The following is a 17,905-nucleotide window of genomic DNA, read 5'->3' as shown; positions in this document are numbered from 1 at the left end:
GTCGCGCCGGTCCGTACCGGGACAAGCCCGGGGCTCGGCCGGGCTCGGGGGAAAGTAGCGCTCCAAGCCGAGGCGAAGTCCAGTTCAAATCATCGTCATCCGGACGGGTCCTTCATTTTACAAAATGGCCCGAGGGTCCCACAATGTTCATGGTTTAGTCTCCCCCGTTTCCAGCGGGCTGATAAGCCGAACAAGAACAGTCAGGCAGACACGACATGAGGTGAAGACGTGACGAGCAGCCATATCGAACAGATCCCGCCGGGCAACCTTCGTCCCTGGGAGCGAAATGCCCGGACCCATTCGGCCAGGCAGCTGAAGCAGATCGCGCGCTCGATCGAGACCTTCGGCTTTACCAATCCGATCCTCATCGACCAGGCGAACGTGATCCTGGCCGGACACGGTCGGGTCGAGGCCGCCAAGGCGCTCGAGCTCGCAACCGTACCCTGCCTCAGGATCGAGCACATGACGCCGGCGGAGAAGCGCGCCTATGTCATCGCCGACAACAAGCTGGCGCTGAACGCCGGTTGGGACGAGGAGGTGCTGGCGGAGGAGCTGAAGGGCCTGCTGGCCAGCGAGGAGCTCGGCTTCGATCTCGGTGTGATCGGCTTCGAGGTGGCCGAGATCGACAGCCTGATCGAGGGGCTGGCGCCTGAAGAGCCGGGCAATCCCGCGGATGACATCCTGCCCGAGATCGCGCCGCGCCGGGTCTGTCCGGGCGATATCTGGCAATTGGGCGTCCACCGGCTTGCCTGCGGCGATGCACTCGATGTCCGGGTGCTGGACCAGCTGATGGCGGGCGATGTGGCCCGCATGGTGTTCAGCGATCCGCCCTACAACGTGAAGATCGACGGCCATGTCGGCGGTGCAGGCAAGACGAGGCATCGCGAGTTCGCCATGGCCTCGGGCGAGATGTGCGCGGAGGAGTTCACCGCCTTCCTGACCCGGGCGTTCCGCAACATGGCGGACCACAGCTGCGATGGCTCGATCCACTTCCTCTGCATGGACTGGCGCCACCTGCGCGAGATGCTGGCGGCCGGCCATGCGGTCTATGACGAGCTAAAGAACCTCATCGTCTGGGCCAAGGACAATGGTGGCATGGGCAGCTTCTACCGCTCGCGCCACGAGCTCATCTTCGTGTTCAAGAAGGGCACCGCCCCGCATGTGAACAGCTTCGAGCTCGGGCAGCACGGCCGCTACCGCACCAATGTCTGGAATTACCGCGGCGTGAACACCATGCGGAAGGGCCGAATGGAGGAACTGGCGCTGCATCCGACCGTGAAGCCGGTGCAGATGATTGCCGACGCGATCCGCGATGTCTCGGCGCGGGGCGAGATCGTGCTCGATGCCTTCGGCGGCTCCGGCTCCACCCTGATCGCGGCGGCAAAGACCGGCCGGCGGGCGCGGCTCGTCGAACTCGATCCGATCTATTGCGACCGCATCCTGGCCCGATGGGAGACCTTCGCTGGCGACGTGGCTGAGCATCTTGTCTGCGGCTGGCCCAGGGTCGCCGCGGCTTCGGTCCTTGCCCCAATGGAGGCCGCAGAATGAGTGCGGGCAAGGGCAAGAACAAGTCAATGCCGGGAACGGACCTTGAAACACCCGGCTTCCCGGACGGCAAGCCGGGCGCGCTGGCGGTGCGACCAGGCTATGAGGTCGGCTATGCCAAGCCGCCCGAGAGCACCCGGTTCCGCAAGGGACAGTCTGGCAATCCCCGCGGCCGGCCAAAGGGCGCGAAGAACAAGCTTCCGGCGCTGCACGAGGAACGGATGAAGACCATCATCCTCGAGGAGGCCTATCGCAGCATAAAGGTCCGCGATGGTGAGCGCAGCGTCAGCGTGCCGATCGCCCAAGCCGTCCTGCGGTCACTTGCCGTCAATGCCGTCAAGGGCCAGCACCGCTCGCAGCGGCTCTTCGCCGAACTTCTCGCTGCCGTCGAGACCAGCAACAAGGCGCTCCATGACAAATGGCTTGACACCGCGATGGAGTACAAGATCCAGTGGGAGCGAGAGTTGACGCGACGTCGGTCGCTCGGTATCACCCATCTCCCCGATCCCCTGCCCCATCCCGACCATATCAAGCTCGATCCGAACGCCGGGACGATCCGGATTGTCGGTCCCTCCACCAAGGAGGAGAAAGCCCAGTGGGACGACTGGATGGAGCATAAACCCGAGTTCGAAGAGGAGATCCGCGAACTCAAGCGCCTGCTCGAAGACGAAACCGACCCGGGCATGCGCGACTTCCTCAAAACCGACCTCGCCCAGACCGAGAAGATCGTCCACTTCCTCAACAAGGCCGAAAGAGGGGAATTGTAGTGGGACGGCAAGGTACCCTGTGCTGTCAAAACGAAGGCCGTCATCGGAATGGGAGAGCGAAGGAGCGTGTTGGTTGCGGGGGCAGGATTTGCGCTTCATTTGCCGTGCACGGCCCGCTCAATCCACCTTATACGGAGCTCTGGTCTGGCGGCTGGTTAGGGAGGAATGCGGCCATTTGCCGTGCACATTCCCCTATGAGGGCGAAGAAGACCCCGACCTCATCAATGCCAGCAAGCAGACGATTACCGAACTGCCGCAGACCGCGTTCTTCGACAGCGCGACCTCCTTCGCCATGATCCGTGGCGGCAAGATCGTCATGGCGATCCTTGGCGCGATGGAAGTGGCCGAGAATGGCGACCTCGCGAACTGGATGATCCCCGGCAAGCTCTTCAAGGGTATGGGCGGGGCGATGGCCCTTGTCGCGGGCGTGGGGCGTGTCGTGGTCGTGATGGACCACACCTCGAAACACGGCGAGCGCAGGTGCTGCACCAGTGCACGCTGCCCCTGACCGGCAAGAGCGTGGTCGACCGCATCATCACCAATCTCGGTGTGCCCGCCGTGGTCTACTTCAACACCATCGAAACCGACCAGCAGGTGCAGGCCGTAGCTTAAATCACCCCGAAATCTGTCCAACAATCGGGGATTAGCTCAGTCCTCGGAAGGTTCGCACAGGGCACTGGCGACCCACTGGTTACGGGAGTTGACCTTCGTACTCAGTCTGAAAAGCGCAGGCAGGTCCGTGACTTGCTATCCCCGATGTTCCAAAGGTGAAAAGCCGAAGCGCTGTTTGAATGCCTTTGAAAAGCTACCTCGGCTGCTGAATCCGGTTTCGATCGCAACCTCCAGCACCGACATGGTGGTGCTGCGGAGCAGGTCGCGCGCCTCTTGAAGCCGAAGGCCAAGATAATAGCTCTTCGGCGTCTCACGCATGCATCTCTTGAAGGACCGCTCGAGCTGGCGCTGGCTGGTGCCAAAAATGTCGGCAAGTTCGCAGATCTCCAGCGGAACCGCGATGTTCATTTTCATCGCATTGACAACTCGAAGGAGATCCGGATTTCGGCGCTCGGTCGCGGAAGGGAAAAGCTGTGTCTGCCGATCAGTCGCGCTGCGGATCGTGGAATGCAGGCACATGTCGGCCACTGATTTAGCGAGATGACGACCGTAATCGCGTTCAATCAGGGCCAGCATCATGTCGATCACGGCCTCACCTCCCGCGCTGGAGAAATGCCTGCGACCGATCACATAGAGCTGTTCGAGAGGTTCGATTCCGAACAGCTCGCGAAATGCTGCCAAGTTCTCCCAGTGAACGGTGGTGGAATCGTCACCTATCAGGCCAGCGCGCGCAAGTGTATAGGCTCCTGTGCACACAGCCCCAAGCCTGCCTCCATGTCTGGAATGTTCCCGCAGCCATTGAAGCACATTACGATCAGCTGCACCTGAAGAGTCGGTGCCAGCGCAGACCACTACCGTTGTTTCCCGGCCCAGACGCTCCAACCCCTGATCGGCATCTATCCGAACTCCGGCCGAACTCTGGGCGGGCTTCCCGTCGATGCTGACCACGCGCCAACTATAGAGGGGTTGTTGCGTCAACTGATTTGCAATCCTCAACGGATCAATCAGGGCGCTGAAGGCAAGCAGCGTAAAATTTGGCAGTGTCAGGAAAGCAAAATCCCGAGTTCGGACTTCACCGGAATAGCGCAAATGCGCGACGCCAGTTGCGATAACCGGCGCAGCCTCTGCCAGAGCTGTCCTGAAGATGTGACTCGTCATGCTGGGGACTCCTGTTCAGATCTGGAGAAACCATCTGTTTGGTTCAGGAGACAACCAGTTCTACTGGCCGCGCTGCCGCCTGAATGGGTTTCTTCCCAGTATCTTGGCTATCCGATGAATAAGGTCGGCAGTGGGGAATGAAACTGCCGCAATCTGCGATTTACTCATTCCCGTTGTCGCAACAGACAGCACAAGGCTATCGATTTTATCTGTCGCATTGTCCATCGCCATAGGAGTCAGACGACCTGCAACCAATGCCGATCCGGTCGAAGAATTAGGATGACGCGATGAGGTGACCATCTTCTTTCCTCCACCAAGCGAAAAGGGACTGCCCTATTTCAAGGTCCAACTCGGCAAGCTCTTGATGGCCCTTCTGGACCCTCATTTCCTGGCCGTCTGAGGTTTCAAGATAAATCGTCGCTGTTGCGCCGACAAATTCCTCACCGATCATACGAACGGGAACTGCATTGGCACCTGCAGGCCGTGTGTGGCTGAGCTGTGTTTTCGTATCCAAGACTGTCAAAGTCGCAGATTGTCCAAGCGGATTACTGTTGTTCGGGAGATCAAGATCGAAACGTCCAACGCTAGTGGAAATCTCGATCCCGCTTCCCGCCGACCCGCGCTGCAATGTTCCGGTGAAAACATTCGACGATCCGAGGAAATCAGCGACGAACCTTGTCTTCGGTGTTCGATAGATTTCCTGCGGAGTACCTATCTGTTCGATATTGCCTCGGCTCATGATTACAACCCGGTCTGCCATCGAGAAGGCCTCGGACTGGCTGTGCGTGACATACACGAAGGTAATGCCCGTCTCGCGCTGGAGGTTCTTCAGGACTGACTGCATCCGCACCTTCAGTGCGGCATCCAGCGCTGACAGCGGTTCGTCGAGCAGCAGAATCTCAGGCTCCACCACAAGCGACCGAGCCAGCGCCACGCGCTGCCGCTGTCCACCGGAAAGCTGCGAGATGTTGCGTTCGGCGAACTCGGTGATCTGCATCCGATCCAGCCATTGTTCAGCCCGGCGGCGACGCTCGGCCTTGCCCACGCCGCGCATCTTCAGCGCGAATTCGACGTTTTCGCGGACGTTCAGGAACGGGAAGAGCGCCAGGCTTTGCCACACCATCGGCGTGTCCCGGCTCCAGGTCGGCAGGTCGTTGATTGGCTTGCCCGACAGCCTGATCACGCCTTCGGTCGGCGCCTCAAGCCCGGCCAGCATACGCAGCGTCGTGGTCTTGCCACACCCCGACGATCCCATGATCGCCAGGAACTCGCCCTTCTTTATCTCGAAGTCCAACCTCTGCACGGCAACGAAGTTGCCAAAGCTTTTGACCACGCCTTCAAAGGAAACCAGGGTATCGCGGCTCATCGTGTTATTCCCTTTCGGCGGACTTGGCGCCGCGGCCGGACAGCAGCAGCTGCGCCAGGATCACAAGCGTCATGGAGAGGATGAAGACGAAAGTGCCGATGGCGTTGATCCGTGGGCTGACCTGACCCTGCAGGAAGCCTAGCACCTTGACGGGCAGCGTCTCGTTCAGGCCAGAGACAAACCAGGCCACGGCGAATTCGTCGAAGGAGACAGCCATCGTGATGAAGAGCGCGCCAAGGATCGCGGGGGCGCAGAACGGCACGATGACATGCCGCATTGCCATCCATTCCGAAGCGCCAAGGTTCCAGGCGGCAGGTTCCAGCGCCGGATCCATCTGCGACAGACGCAACCGGATAATCGCCATTGCAAAGGGCGCGCAGACGACGACGTGACTGATGATGACCGATAGCGCATTGCCCGACAGGTTGACGCGCGACAGGTAGGCCAGCATGGCAAGGCCCAGGATGATTACCGGAATTGTGGGTGGCAGGAGCGCCAGCGCAAGGTAGACCTGCTTGCCCGCGAACTTGTAGCGATAGTCGGTATAGGCAGCGCCAAAGCCCAAGAGGGTTGAGACGACCCCGACGATCACACCAACCATCAGCGTGTTGCGCGCGCCCTCCCAGACGAGCGGATCGGTGGCGATCGCTCGGTACCAGTCCAGCGAGAATTCACCGAGCGGGATCGAAGGAAAGCGGTCCGAGTTGAAGCTAAAGACGAAACTGGCCGCGATAGGCGCGAAGACAAAGGCGTAGGCCAGCACGATGTAGGCCACCAAAGCCCAGTCCAGCGCCCGGTTGCGGTTCATGTCGGCAGCGCCGCTCATTTCGACTTCCCCTTGTAGGCAAATTTCACTGCCACGAAGGCCACGACCATCAGCGTGCCGATCATGGTCAGTGCGATCACGGCGGCGCGGGGCCACTGCTGGCCAGACTTGGTGGTGTCGGTGATCAGGATCGACAGCGTCGTAGGCTCTCCCCCGCCCAGATAGACGGGGCTGACAAAGTCGCCGAAGGACAAGATGAAGCAGAAAAGGGCGGCGATCACGAGGCCGGTGCGAGCCGAGGGAATGACCACCTCGAACACGGTGCGCAGCCGCCCACAGCGCATGTTGTGCGCGGCCTCGATCAGGGTGCGGTCGATAAAGACGAGGCTGAAAAGCTGCAACAGCACGACCAGCGGGAAGCTCAGCGTCAGGTAGCCGATCATCGTAGCGCCGACGGTGTTCAGCATGACAAAAGGACCAAGCCCGATCCAGCTCAGGATCACGTTGATGATGCCGTTGTCGGATAGGAAGGTCTGCCAAGAATAGACACGCACCAAGTAGCTGGTGAAGAAAGGGATCACCATCAGGAAGACCGCCCAGCGTCGGGAAGTGTCGCTCAACTTGAAGGCGACGGCATAGGCCGCCGGAAAGGCCAGAACGCTTGTCAGGACGGAAGCAGCGGCGGCGAGTGCAAGCGTTGTGCCATAGGCCTGCCAGAAGACCGTCCGTCCATACATGGTGGTCCAGTTCACCGTGTCGAAGTCGGGCCGCATGACGAAGTTCTTCACCGTCCAGAAGGACAGCGCGACCAGGAAGACCAGCGGGAAGACGAAGAACAGAACCTGCCAGATCAGAAGCGGCAGCGAGAACGTCAGACCATAAAGTGAAATCGGGCGTCGCATCGGAGGGCGAACTCCATCTGATGGGGCATGGGCCGGCACTGAAGGAGTTGCCGACCCTATGTTTCAGGGCCCTTCCCGGTCAGGCGCCTTTGTATTCCGACCAGAAGTCGTTCCAGGTCTCTAGATCCTGCTGGATCGGCCATTGGCGGTAGTGGATTCGGCCGGACCGGATCAGGTCCATCACATTGGGCTCACCAATCAGCATGCCCTGGCGTTTGGCTTCATCCGGATTGCTGGCATTCAGGACTTCCCAACCCTTCTGGTTCGGGATCAGCGCCGGATAGGCCGCCATTTGAGCCGATTTCGCCTGACCTTTGGCTGACGTGATGTACTGGATCCATTTCTTCGCCAGGTCTGCCTTGGCCGAGCCCTTGCCGATCGAGAAGCACTCGGACCATTGCAGCCCGCCCTCCTCGGGGATCGCGGTGCTGACCTTGGCACCGTTCTTCTGAAGAACGCCGGTGATCCAGTCGCCGATGCCACAGAAGGCCAGCATCTGCCCGTCGTTCAGCGACGAGAACGTCCCGCCGTAGTCGAAGAAGCCGCCCACCTGCGGACGCAGCGACATGGTCTTTTCCTTTACGGCCTGCCAGGCAGCCTCGTCAATGTCGTAAGGGGTGGCGTTGCCGTTCAGCAGACTGATCTGGCCAAGGTTCGGCAGGTGCCAGTCGAAATGGCCAACCTTGCCGGTCAGCTTCGGATCCCAGAAGACGTTATAGCTGGATGCCTGGGCTTCGGTCAGCGCATCGGTGTTGTAGGCGACACCAAGGAAACCGAAACGGGTGATAAGGGAAAACAGTTTTCCGTCCTTCCAGTTGCCTGGGAAGTTCTGAAACTCCGGGAAATAGTCCGCGATGGCGTAGTCGTTCGGGTCCAGCTCTTCAACATAGCCGGCCTCATTCAGCGCCGTTACATATTCGGCATCCGACAGGATCACGTCAAAAGTGCCGGGGGGCGACTGCGAGATCAGGCCCAGCATGTTGTCGCCGCCGGTATAGTATTTCGGAACGAACTTGACGTTGTTCTCGGCCTCGAACTCTGCAACGATATCCGGCTCTGCATGGCCGTACCAGGCGAGCATCGTCAGTTCCGTCGCCTGTGCGAAGGCGCGCCGCGACAGCATCGGCGTGGCCAGCATGGCCGCCCCAGATGCAAGCAGCGATCGGCGCGTCAGGCCGCTTGCGGTCCCGTTTGTGTTGGTCATTTCGTTTCTCCCCGTATTCGGCCGCAAGGGCGTTCTCTTGACCGTCACGTTAAGAGATCAGGGTGACCGTACAAAATCGGTTCTTGAAATCCACTGATAAGCAGCCGTTATCCTGCTTGCCACTTCATCAGTTCGGCAACGTGTTCACGCCTGAGCCCACGCTTTCTAGGCTGGCGACAAGGTCACTGACCAGCTGCAATCCCGCCACCGACAGTCGGGGGTGCTTGTAGAACAGACCGATCCGCAAGGGTTCCAGCTTTGGGAATCCGTCGGTCTCAGTCAGTTCGCGCATGCCCGGCAACATCGTGGCCTGGGTCAGGGCAGTGACGCACAGCCCGTTCACGACAGCGTTCTGCAAGCCCGAGATTCCGGGACCGGAATACACGATCCGCCACCGGCGGCCCGCACCGTCGAGCGCGTCGATCATTCGGGCGCGGTAGTCACAGCCTTCAAGATGCGCTCCAAGCGGCACCGGGCGGCCCTCGAGCAGGCGCAGGTTCTCGGCTGCCGCCCAGATCGGCTGTTCGATCCATGCGCGCGAGAGATATGGCATGCGCGCTGTGGGCATCGTTGCGACAATGATGTCGAGGTCGTCCGAGCGCAGAAAATGGTGCAGTTCGCGGCTAAGGTCGCAATGGATTTCGAGATCCACGTCTGGATGGAGGTGCAGAAAAGAGGTCAGCGTGTTCTGCAAGAAGGCGACGGCGTAATCGGTCGGCAGGCCGATGCGCAGGACTCCCGTCATGTCCGAGCGGTGGAAGTAGCGCACCGCCTCATCATTGATCCGTACCATCTCGCGCGCGTAGGACAGCAGCGCCTCGCCCGCCGGGGTGGGGAGGATCGCGCGGCCCTCCTGTGACAACAAGGGCGCACGGACAAGTTCCTCAAGGCGTCGGATCTGCAGGGAAATCGCGGGTTGGCTGCGGCCGAGAACCGCGCCGGCCTTGGAATGACCGCCCAGTTCCACCACCGCGATGAACGTGCGCAACAGATCGGTTGGCAGGTTAGTGAGCAGCGCCATGGATTTGCTCTGTCAATGGAAGGATTGGGACAATCTATTTTCCTTATGCACCCCCTGCAACGTAGTTTTCGCCATCACTCTTGCAGGGTTGGCCTCATGAAACACACCACCGCCTTCGCCTCGGAACTCACTTGGCCCGACTACGCTGCTGCTGTGAGCGGTGGGCAGACACCAATCCTGATCCCCATTGGCTCGATGGAGCAGCACGGCCACCACATGCCGCTGCATGTCGATGTCCTTTTGCCCACCGAATTCGCCCGCCGTGTAGCGCTGGAGATTGGCGCTCTGGTAGCTCCGCCCTTCACCTATGGTTACAAGTCCCACCAGAAGTCGGGCGGCGGGAACCATCTGCCGGGCACGACCAGCCTGGACGGCGCCACTCTGGTGTCGGCGCTTAAGGACGTCGTCAAGGAATTCGCTCGTCACGGCGTGCGCAAGATCTGCCTTGTGAACGGACATTTTGAAAACTCGTGGTTCATCGTCGAAGGCATCGATCTGGCGTTGCGAGAACTGCGCTGGGACGGGATCACCGATCTGAAGGTTGTCGTGCTGTCCTATTGGGATTTCGTCCACAAGGAGGCCATCGCACGGCTTTACCCCGGCGGCTTTCCCGGCTGGGACGTGGAACATGGCGGGGTCCTGGAAACCTCGCTGATGCTGGCGCTGCACCCTGAACACGTCCACCTCGACCGCGCCGTGGACCATGCGCCCGCCACCTTCCCGCCCTACGACGTCTACCCGGTCAAACCGGAATGGACGCCACCCTCGGGCACATTGTCCTCGCCAAAAGAGGCATCTGTCGAGAAGGGGCAAATCCTGCTGGAGGTCTGCACTGCCGGTATCGTGGGGGCCCTGCGGTCCGAGTTCGACTGAAGGGTCTTCTTCCCGGTGCAACTAGGGGGGCTTCGGCCCCCTTTTCGTTGTCGCGAACTGCGGGCCTTCAAAAAGGAAAGGGGCCGGATCGATCCGGCCCCTTTTGCCCTGATCTTGTCTGGATCAGTTCCTGATTATGTTGTGCTCCGGTCCAAAGGGGAAGCCGGTAATATTCTCGGCGCCCGTCTCGGTCACGATCAGGATGTCATGCTCACGATAGCCGCCTGCACCTGGGGCACCTTCGGGCAACATGACCATCGGCTCCATCGACACGACCATGCCCGGCTTCAGTTCCGTCTCGATGTCTTCGCGCAGTTCGACGCCCGCCTCGCGGCCGTAGTAGTGCGACAGCACGCCAAAGGAGTGCCCATAGCCGAAGGACCGGTATTTTAGCAGGTCCCACTGGCGGTACATGCCGTTCAATTCCAGCGCGATCTCGTTGCATTTCGCACCAGGCTTGATCAGTTCCAGCCCGCGACGATGGACAGCGACGTTCTTTTCCCAGATGTCGAGGCTCGCATCATCGACATGGTCGCAGAACAGCGTCCGTTCGAGCGCGGTGTAATAGCCGAAGATCATCGGGAAGGTGTTCAACGACAGGATCTCGCCCGACTGAACCTTCTTGTTCGTCACCGGGTTGTGCGCTCCGTCGGTGTTTATGCCTGACTGGAACCATGTCCAGGTGTCCATGAGTTCAACGAAGGGGAAGGAGTTCGCGATCTCGCGGATCATGGCGTTGGTACCGGCGATGGCGACCTCATGCTCGGGCACGCCTGCCTTGATGGCACCCGCCACGGCCCAGCCCCCTACGTCGCAAATGCGCGCGCCGGTGCGGATCAAGGCATGCTCTTCCGCCGACTTGATCGACCGCATCCACATTGAGGGCTGGGCGATATCGACGAATTCCACACCCGGCAGGGCCGCTTCCAGCGCCTTGCGATAGTCAAGGTTCACGTGGTCGAACTCGATCCCCAGCCGCTTGACGCCCGGGGTCAGCTGGCGCACCGCACGGTAGAAGTTGTCCCGCCGCCAGTCGGTGTAGGTAATGTTGCCGCCAAAGCTGCGCCGCCAAGGCTGGCCGCCGTCGATCCCGGCCGAGATCGTGGTGGAAGCTTCTTGGGTGATGACCATGCCGTACTTGCGGCCGAAGTAGCAGTAAAGCCAGCCGGAATAGTAGTTGATGCAATGGTAGCTGGTGAACAGCGCCGCATCGACGTTGTTGTCGGCCATCCAGCGGCGCACGTCGTCTTGGCGGCGCTTCATCTCGGCGTCCGAGAAGGGGGAATAGTCCTTGTCCCCGTTGTGCCATTCCATGACGTGCAGCATGTCGTCGGTCATTTTCTAAGTCCTTTCAGTAGTGCCGCGATCCGATCGACAGCCTACCGCCCGTCAATGGCCCATAGAAATTTGTTCTGATTATCTCTGGATTTGTGACACGAGGGAGGTGTCCGTCGAAACGCCTCCCGCGCCATCAGGAGGCTCTCTCAAGCACAATCGGCGGCCGTCATACACTTCGATTCTATCGAAATCGACCTGCAGGAGCAGGCATAGTGGCCTGCCCTTAGTTGGAACGGTTTATCGCAGAATAGGCGCCGCCCAAAACAAGGCTGCCCCACGGCCCGCCCCATGACAATGGTCACCAGTCTTTCGACAGAACGGAAGCCCGCTTCGATCGGACAGGCTCAAGTCAATCTCTCAGATGATCCGGAACGCGCAGACCGCAGTCAAGGTTGGCAAGGCAGCGGCAATCAGCAATCCTAGCGGGCTGATGGCGCCGTCAGAGAACTTGTCGCGCAGAATAGCCGCACCGGCCGGGTTGGGGGCGTTCGCGATGATCGTCAGCCCGCCGCCAGTCACTGCCCCCGCCACAAGCGCTGTCTTGAAATCCGGAGTCAGCCCCTGGGCAAGCGAGCCAAGATAGGTCAGCGCCGCGTTGTCGGTGATTGCGGTCAGGGCGGTTGCACCGAAATAGACCTGATTCTCGTCCAGCCGCATCAGGAGGGGTTCCAGCCACCAATGCTGCGGCCCCCCCAAGACGACAAGCCCGGCGAGAAAGAACGCTACCAAGAGGGCCTCGCGCAGGATCAGCCGGCTTTGGTATTTCTCATAGGCGGTGGCGAAGCCAAGAAAGAACAAAAGCATGCCAATGAACACGACGGGACGGTGCGCCATCAGCACGATCCCGGCCAGAAACAGCAGGTGCACGATTGTCACCGCTGCCGGCATCGCGGGGCCGGTGCCGCCGGCGACTGTGGGAACCCGTTCCAGTTGCGCGCGGAACAGGTAGGTGATTGCCGCAGCGTTGACGAGCACGGCAATTGCCGCCCGCCAGCCGAAGGTGGTCAGCATGAACGATAAATCCCAACCCCAGGTTCCGACCACCATCAACACCGGTGGCGCGGCAAAGGGGGTCAGCACCCCTCCGATCGAGATATTGACGAACAGCACCCCCAGCGTGCCGTATTTCAGGGTCCGGGGCACCTCCTGCGAAAAGACGCCGTCGCGCAGCATCAGGGCTGCAAGGGTCATCGCGCCTGGTTCGGTGATCAGCGACCCCAGCAGCGGCACAGCGCTGAGGGTCAGGAAATACATGCCCATGCCCCGGCGCACTGGCAGAAGCCGGGTCGCCGCCCGCACCAGAAGTTCGGCAAACCGCAAGATCGGCTGCGACCCGGCGACGACCATGATCGCGAACACGAACATCGGTTCGGTAAAGTTGCGCGACTCGATATAGGCGATGGCCGTGTGCTCTCCACTCAGGGCCACGATCTCCACGATCAGCACCATGGCCCAGAAGCCGAAAACGACTTCGACCTCTCCCAGAAGATGGAAGACCCCCGCATGGTTCGGGCGGGTATGGGCAAGGTGTTCGAAGAACTTCGCCGAGAAGGTGTGCAGGATCGCGATGGCGAAGACGCAGGCGGCGAAGATTTCCACAGTGTGGGCAAGCGGCTCTGGCATGTGTCAAGCCCGATGAGCGGCGGAACGTGGCATGCTCAGCATTCTGGAAGGTTGACGGCCAAACCGCCGGTGGAGGTTTCCTTGTACTTCAGGTTCATGTCGATGCCGGTCTGCCGCATCGTCTCGATGCAGTTGTCGAGCGGCATGAAATGCTGGCCGTCGCCGCGCAGCGCAAGGCTGGCCGCCGACACCGCCTTGATTGCGCCCAGGCCGTTACGTTCGATGCAGGGCACCTGAACCAGCCCCTTGGCCGGGTCGCAGGTCATGCCAAGATGGTGCTCCAGGGCGATTTCGGCTGCGTTCTCGATCTGGTCGTTGGTGCCACCAAGTGCTGCGCAAAGCCCCGCCGCCGCCATGGCCGACGCCGATCCGACCTCGCCCTGGCACCCCACTTCGGCCCCCGAGATTGAGGCGTTGTGCTTGATCAACCCGCCGATGGCAGCGGCAACCAGCAGGAAGTCGCGGATCCCCTCATGCGTCGCGCCGTGGCAGTGATCGCGGTAGTAGCGGACCACGGCAGGCACAACACCGGCGGCCCCGTTGGTGGGCGATGTCACCACCCGACCACCGGCTGCGTTTTCTTCGTTCACGGCCATCGCATACGTGGCGATCCAGTCGTTCACGACATGCGGCTGGCTGCGGTTCGCGCCGGTTTCAGACAGAAGCTGGCGATGAATCTCGCGGGCGCGGCGGCGCACTGACAGGCCGCCGGGCAGGATGCCTTCCTGCCGCAAGCCGCGTTCGACGCAGCCGTCCATCGCGGCCCAGACGGCATCCAGCCGGTCATCGAGGCTTGCGCCATGCGCCACGGTTTCATTCGCCCGCTTCATCGCGGCGATGCTTTCGCCCGAGGCGGCGCCCATCGCCAGCATCTCGGCCGCCGATGTGAAGGGGAAGGGATAGCCCGGTGTCGCCGGACCCGCCGCCAGTGCCGTGCCGTCTTGCGCCCGGTCGGCGGCAAGCTCTTCGGCGGTGCGGACAAAGCCGCCGCCGATGGAATAATAGGTACGCGACAGCAGCGGTTCGCCGTCCGGTCGCAGGGCGGTCAGAACCAGCCCGTTGGCATGGCCCGGCAGGGGCGGACCGTAGTCGAAGATCAGATCATCGTCGGGGCGGAACGCGAGCACTGGCAGGCCGGGCAGCGCGATGGTACCGGCGGCGCGCAGTGCGGCCTCCTGTGCCTCGGCGCGGTCGGGATCGATAGTGTCGGGCAGAAAACCCAGCAGGCCCAGGATGACCGCCCTGTCGGTGGCATGGCCCTTGCCGGTGAAGGCGAGGCTGCCATGCAGGCTAGCGCGCAGCCGGGTGCCTTCCGGCGGAGCGGCGCTGCGAAGCTCGTCCAGAAACCGCGCGGCGGCCACCATCGGTCCCATCGTGTGCGAAGAGGACGGGCCAATGCCGATCTTGAAGATATCGAAGGTTGAAAGGAACATCCTGCGCTTTCCTGTCTGCAATGGGGCGGCACCGAAGCGCCGCCCCGTCTTGTCTTAAGCTGAGGATCACTCGGCCGCGTCCATGTAGCTTTCCAGGGGCGGGCACGAGCAGATCAGGTGCCGGTCGCCATAGACGTTGTCGACGCGGTTGACCGGCGACCAGTACTTGTCCACGCGGAAGGCCCCGGGCGGGAAGCAGGCGGATTCGCGGCTGTAGGACCGGTTCCACTCACCCACCAGATCCTCGACCGTGTGCGGCGCGTGCTTCAGCGGGTTGTCTTCGGCGTCAAGCTTACCTTCGACGATCGCTTCGGCCTCGGCCGCAATGCCCAGCATGGCGGTGATGAAACGGTCAAGCTCGGCCTTCGGCTCGCTTTCGGTCGGCTCCACCATCAGCGTGCCCGCCACGGGCCAGCTCATGGTGGGCGCGTGAAAGCCGCAGTCGACCAGACGTTTGGCCACGTCATCCACCGTCACTCCGGCGCGCTCTTTCATCACCCGGGTATCGAGGATACATTCGTGCGCCACACGTCCGCCCGCCGAATAGAGGATCGGGTAGGCCGACTTCAGCCGGTTGGCGATGTAGTTGGCATTCAGGATCGCCACCTTGGTCGCCTGGGTCAGCCCTTCGCCGCCCATCAGCAGGCAATAGGCCCAGCTGATCAGCAGAACCGAGGCGGAGCCGTAGGGGGCCGAGGAAACCGCGCCACCGTCGGCCAGCAAGGGATTGCCCGGCAGGTGGGGCGCAAGATGCGCCTTGACGCCAATCGGCCCCATGCCCGGGCCGCCGCCGCCATGCGGGATGGCGAAGGTCTTGTGCAGGTTCAAGTGGCTGACGTCCGACCCGATGTCGCCGGGCCGTGACAGCCCTACCATCGCGTTCATGTTGGCGCCGTCCAGATAGACCTGCCCGCCGTGCTTATGCGTGATCTCGCAGATCTCGCGCGCGGTCGTCTCGAAGACGCCGTGGGTCGAGGGATAGGTGATCATGCAAGCGGCAAGGTTGGCCGAGTGCTGTTCTGCCTTGGCGCGGAAGTCGTCCATGTCAATGTCGCCGTTCGGGGCCACACCCACGACCACCACCTTCATCCCCACCATCTGCGCCGAAGCCGGGTTGGTGCCGTGCGCCGAGGTCGGGATCAGGCAGATGTCGCGATGGCCCTGACCATTGGTCCGGTGATAGGCCTGAATGGTCAGAAGACCCGCATATTCCCCCTGCGCGCCCGAGTTGGGCTGCATGGAGAAGGCGTCATAACCCGTCACCTGGCACAGCTTGGCATCCAGATCGCGCAGCATTTCGGCATAGCCCGCGGTCTGGTTGTTCGGCGCGAACGGGTGAACATCGGCAAACTCTGGCCAGCTGAGCGCCATCATCTCGGCGGTGGCGTTCAGCTTCATGGTGCAAGAGCCCAGCGGGATCATCGCCCGGTCCAGCGCCAGATCGCGGTCGGCCAGACGCCGCATGTAGCGGGTCATCTCGGCTTCGGCGCGGTTCATGTGGAAGACCGGATGGGTCAGGTAGTCCGAGGTCCGCACCAGTGCCGACGGCAGCCGATACTCATGCGTCAGGTCGTCGTCGCGACGCTCGATGCCAAACGCGGACCAGATCGCTTCGGTATGGGCGCGGGTGGCGCGTTCGTCGAACGAGATGCCGATCTTGGTCGTGCCGACACGGCGCAGGTTGATGCCCGCCGCTTCGGCCGATTTCAGGATCGCGCCCTGCACAGCGCCGACCTCGACCGTGATGGTGTCGAAGAAAGCCGCCGGTTCCACGGTGAACCCTGCCGCCTCAAGCCCCTTGGCCAGACGCACCGTCTTGCGGTGGATGCGTTCGGCGATGGCCTTCAGGCCTTCGGGGCCGTGGAATACGGCATACATCGACGCCATGACCGCCAGCAAAGCCTGGGCCGTACAGACGTTCGAGGTGGCCTTTTCTCGGCGGATGTGCTGTTCGCGGGTCTGCAACGACAGCCGGTAGGCGCGGTTGCCGCGCGCGTCGATCGAGACGCCGACAATGCGCCCCGGCATGTTGCGCTTCAGCCCATCCTTGACGGCCATATAGGCGGCGTGCGGGCCACCATAGCCCATCGGTACGCCAAAGCGCTGGGTCGAGCCGATGGCGATATCGGCGCCCATTTCGCCCGGAGCCTTCAAAACGGTCAGCGCCAGCGGATCGGCGGCCACGCAAGCCAGCGCGCCAGCGGCGTGCAGCGATGCGATGACGGAAGTGAAGTCATGCACATGGCCATAGGTGCCGGGGTACTGGAACAGCGCGCCGAAGACCTTGGTAGGGACCAGATCGGCAAAAGGATTGCCGACGATCACCGTCCAGCCCAAAGCCTCGGCCCGGGTTTTCACCACGGCGATGGTCTGGGGGTGGCAATCCTGATCGACGAAGAAGGCGGTGGCCTTCGACTTAGCCGAACGCTGGCACAGCGCCACGGCCTCGGCGGCGGCGGTGCCTTCGTCCAGAAGCGAGGCGTTGGCCACGTCGAGCGCGGTCAGATCAGCGATCATGGTCTGATAGTTCAAGAGCGCCTCAAGGCGGCCCTGGCTGATTTCCGGTTGGTAGGGAGTATAGGCGGTATACCAGGCCGGGTTTTCAAAGATGTTGCGCTGGATCGGTGGCGGGGTGACCGTGCCGTGGTAGCCCTGCCCGATGAACGAGGTCATCACCCGGTTCATGTCGGCCACGCTACGCAGCTTGACCAGAACGGCCTGTTCCGACAGCGCCTTGCCCCAGGCCAGCGGGGTTTTCAGGCGAATGTCATCGGGGACGATTTCATCAATCAGCGCGTCAAGGCTGGGCGCGCCGACGGCCTTCAGCATCTCTGCCATCTCGGCCGGAGACGGCCCGATGTGACGCCGGTTGGCAAAGTCGTATGGGGCGTAGTTGGATTCCTTGTAGGTCATGGTTTCCCCCTTAGCCCACAAGCGCCAGATAGGCCGCTTCGTCCATCAGCCCTTCGGCATCGGCGACACGGGCCAGCTTCAGTTTGAAGAACCAGCCGGCGCCCTGCGGATCGGCATTCACAATCGACGGGTCGTTGCGGATCGCCTCGTTGACCTCGACCACCTCGCCATCCAACGGGCAATAGACGTCCGATGCGGCCTTGACCGACTCGACCGTTGCCGCAGCATCGTTCTTGGCTAAAGTGGCCCCGGTTTCGGGCAGGTCGACGAACACCAGGTCGCCCAGCTGTTCGACGGCGTGATTGGTGATGCCGACCGTGGCGATGCCATCGGCGATGTTCAGCCATTCGTGATCTTCGGTGAATTTCAACATGATGCAGCTCC

At 61.7% G+C, this 17,905-nt stretch carries 14 protein-coding genes and 1 pseudogene; 4 read left to right on the top strand and 11 right to left on the bottom strand.

Features of this window, described 5'->3' with window-relative positions; translation table 11 throughout:
* The first annotated feature begins 228 nt into the window (after positions 1 to 228).
* From L0V05_RS20675 to L0V05_RS16225, 3 genes and pseudogenes are all read left to right on the top strand, one after another.
* Positions 229 to 1,548, top strand: coding sequence for a site-specific DNA-methyltransferase (locus L0V05_RS20675; protein WP_234872319.1), 1,320 nt, complete (start codon positions 229 to 231; stop codon positions 1,546 to 1,548).
* Positions 1,545 to 2,312, top strand: coding sequence for a DUF5681 domain-containing protein (locus L0V05_RS16230; protein WP_234872318.1), 768 nt, complete (start codon positions 1,545 to 1,547; stop codon positions 2,310 to 2,312). Before L0V05_RS20675 ends, L0V05_RS16230 begins: the two co-directional genes overlap by 4 nt.
* A gap of 187 nt (positions 2,313 to 2,499) precedes the next feature.
* Positions 2,500 to 2,876 (top strand): annotated as a pseudogene (locus L0V05_RS16225) (CoA-transferase); the annotation flags it as partial.
* Between the two features lie 183 nt (positions 2,877 to 3,059).
* On the opposite strand, the gene L0V05_RS16220 reads toward L0V05_RS16225, so the two are convergent.
* The 6 genes from L0V05_RS16220 to L0V05_RS16195 form a co-directional block, all read right to left on the bottom strand.
* Entirely contained in the window at positions 3,060 to 4,082 is a 1,023-nt protein-coding gene (locus L0V05_RS16220) for a GlxA family transcriptional regulator (RefSeq protein ID WP_234872316.1), read from the bottom strand.
* Between the two features lie 274 nt (positions 4,083 to 4,356).
* Positions 4,357 to 5,448 (bottom strand): ABC transporter ATP-binding protein, encoded by a 1,092-nt coding sequence (locus L0V05_RS16215; protein ID WP_234872314.1) that lies wholly within the window; start codon positions 5,446 to 5,448, stop codon positions 4,357 to 4,359.
* A gap of 4 nt (positions 5,449 to 5,452) precedes the next feature.
* Positions 5,453 to 6,256: an ABC transporter permease gene (locus L0V05_RS16210; RefSeq protein WP_406565988.1), complete on the bottom strand. Its 804-nt coding sequence runs from the start codon at positions 6,254 to 6,256 to the stop codon at positions 5,453 to 5,455.
* A 14-nt stretch (positions 6,257 to 6,270) separates the two neighbouring features.
* A complete protein-coding gene (locus tag L0V05_RS16205) occupies positions 6,271 to 7,116 on the bottom strand; it encodes an ABC transporter permease (RefSeq protein ID WP_234872310.1) in 846 nt (281 codons plus the stop codon).
* Positions 7,117 to 7,195: 79 nt separating this feature from the next.
* Complete coding sequence (locus tag L0V05_RS16200) at positions 7,196 to 8,320, bottom strand: polyamine ABC transporter substrate-binding protein (protein WP_234872308.1); 1,125 nt, start codon at positions 8,318 to 8,320, stop codon at positions 7,196 to 7,198.
* A 127-nt stretch (positions 8,321 to 8,447) separates the two neighbouring features.
* Positions 8,448 to 9,341 carry a LysR substrate-binding domain-containing protein gene (locus L0V05_RS16195; RefSeq protein ID WP_234872306.1) on the bottom strand — a complete coding sequence of 298 codons (894 nt, stop codon included), beginning with the start codon at positions 9,339 to 9,341 and terminating at the stop codon, positions 8,448 to 8,450.
* A 96-nt stretch (positions 9,342 to 9,437) separates the two neighbouring features.
* Here L0V05_RS16195 and L0V05_RS16190 point away from each other — a divergent pair, with 96 nt between their 5' ends.
* On the top strand, positions 9,438 to 10,214 hold the full coding sequence (locus L0V05_RS16190) for a creatininase (protein ID WP_234872304.1): 777 nt from the start codon (positions 9,438 to 9,440) through the stop codon (positions 10,212 to 10,214).
* Between the two features lie 123 nt (positions 10,215 to 10,337).
* Here L0V05_RS16190 and L0V05_RS16185 read toward each other — a convergent pair whose 3' ends face one another.
* The 5 genes from L0V05_RS16185 to gcvH form a co-directional block, all read right to left on the bottom strand.
* The gene (locus L0V05_RS16185) at positions 10,338 to 11,552 is read right to left on the bottom strand and encodes a M24 family metallopeptidase (protein ID WP_234872302.1); all 1,215 of its coding nucleotides are present in this window, start codon (positions 11,550 to 11,552) and stop codon (positions 10,338 to 10,340) included.
* A gap of 357 nt (positions 11,553 to 11,909) precedes the next feature.
* Positions 11,910 to 13,175 (bottom strand): putative Na+/H+ antiporter, encoded by a 1,266-nt coding sequence (locus L0V05_RS16180; protein ID WP_234872300.1) that lies wholly within the window; start codon positions 13,173 to 13,175, stop codon positions 11,910 to 11,912.
* 35 nt (positions 13,176 to 13,210) lie between these two features.
* Positions 13,211 to 14,608 (bottom strand): L-serine ammonia-lyase, encoded by a 1,398-nt coding sequence (locus tag L0V05_RS16175; protein WP_234872298.1) that lies wholly within the window; start codon positions 14,606 to 14,608, stop codon positions 13,211 to 13,213.
* Positions 14,609 to 14,674: 66 nt separating this feature from the next.
* Positions 14,675 to 17,521, bottom strand: a complete 2,847-nt coding sequence (gene gcvP, locus L0V05_RS16170; protein WP_234872296.1) for an aminomethyl-transferring glycine dehydrogenase — start codon at positions 17,519 to 17,521, stop codon at positions 14,675 to 14,677.
* 10 nt (positions 17,522 to 17,531) lie between these two features.
* On the bottom strand, positions 17,532 to 17,894 hold the full coding sequence (gcvH, locus tag L0V05_RS16165) for a glycine cleavage system protein GcvH (RefSeq protein WP_234872294.1): 363 nt from the start codon (positions 17,892 to 17,894) through the stop codon (positions 17,532 to 17,534).
* Positions 17,895 to 17,905: the final 11 nt, after the last annotated feature.

The organism is Alitabrizicola rongguiensis (genome assembly GCF_021491355.1).
Taxonomy (GTDB): domain Bacteria; phylum Pseudomonadota; class Alphaproteobacteria; order Rhodobacterales; family Rhodobacteraceae; genus Aliitabrizicola; species Aliitabrizicola rongguiensis.
Note: the sequence above shows the minus strand (reverse complement) of the source record. Positions and strands in the feature narration are given on the sequence as shown.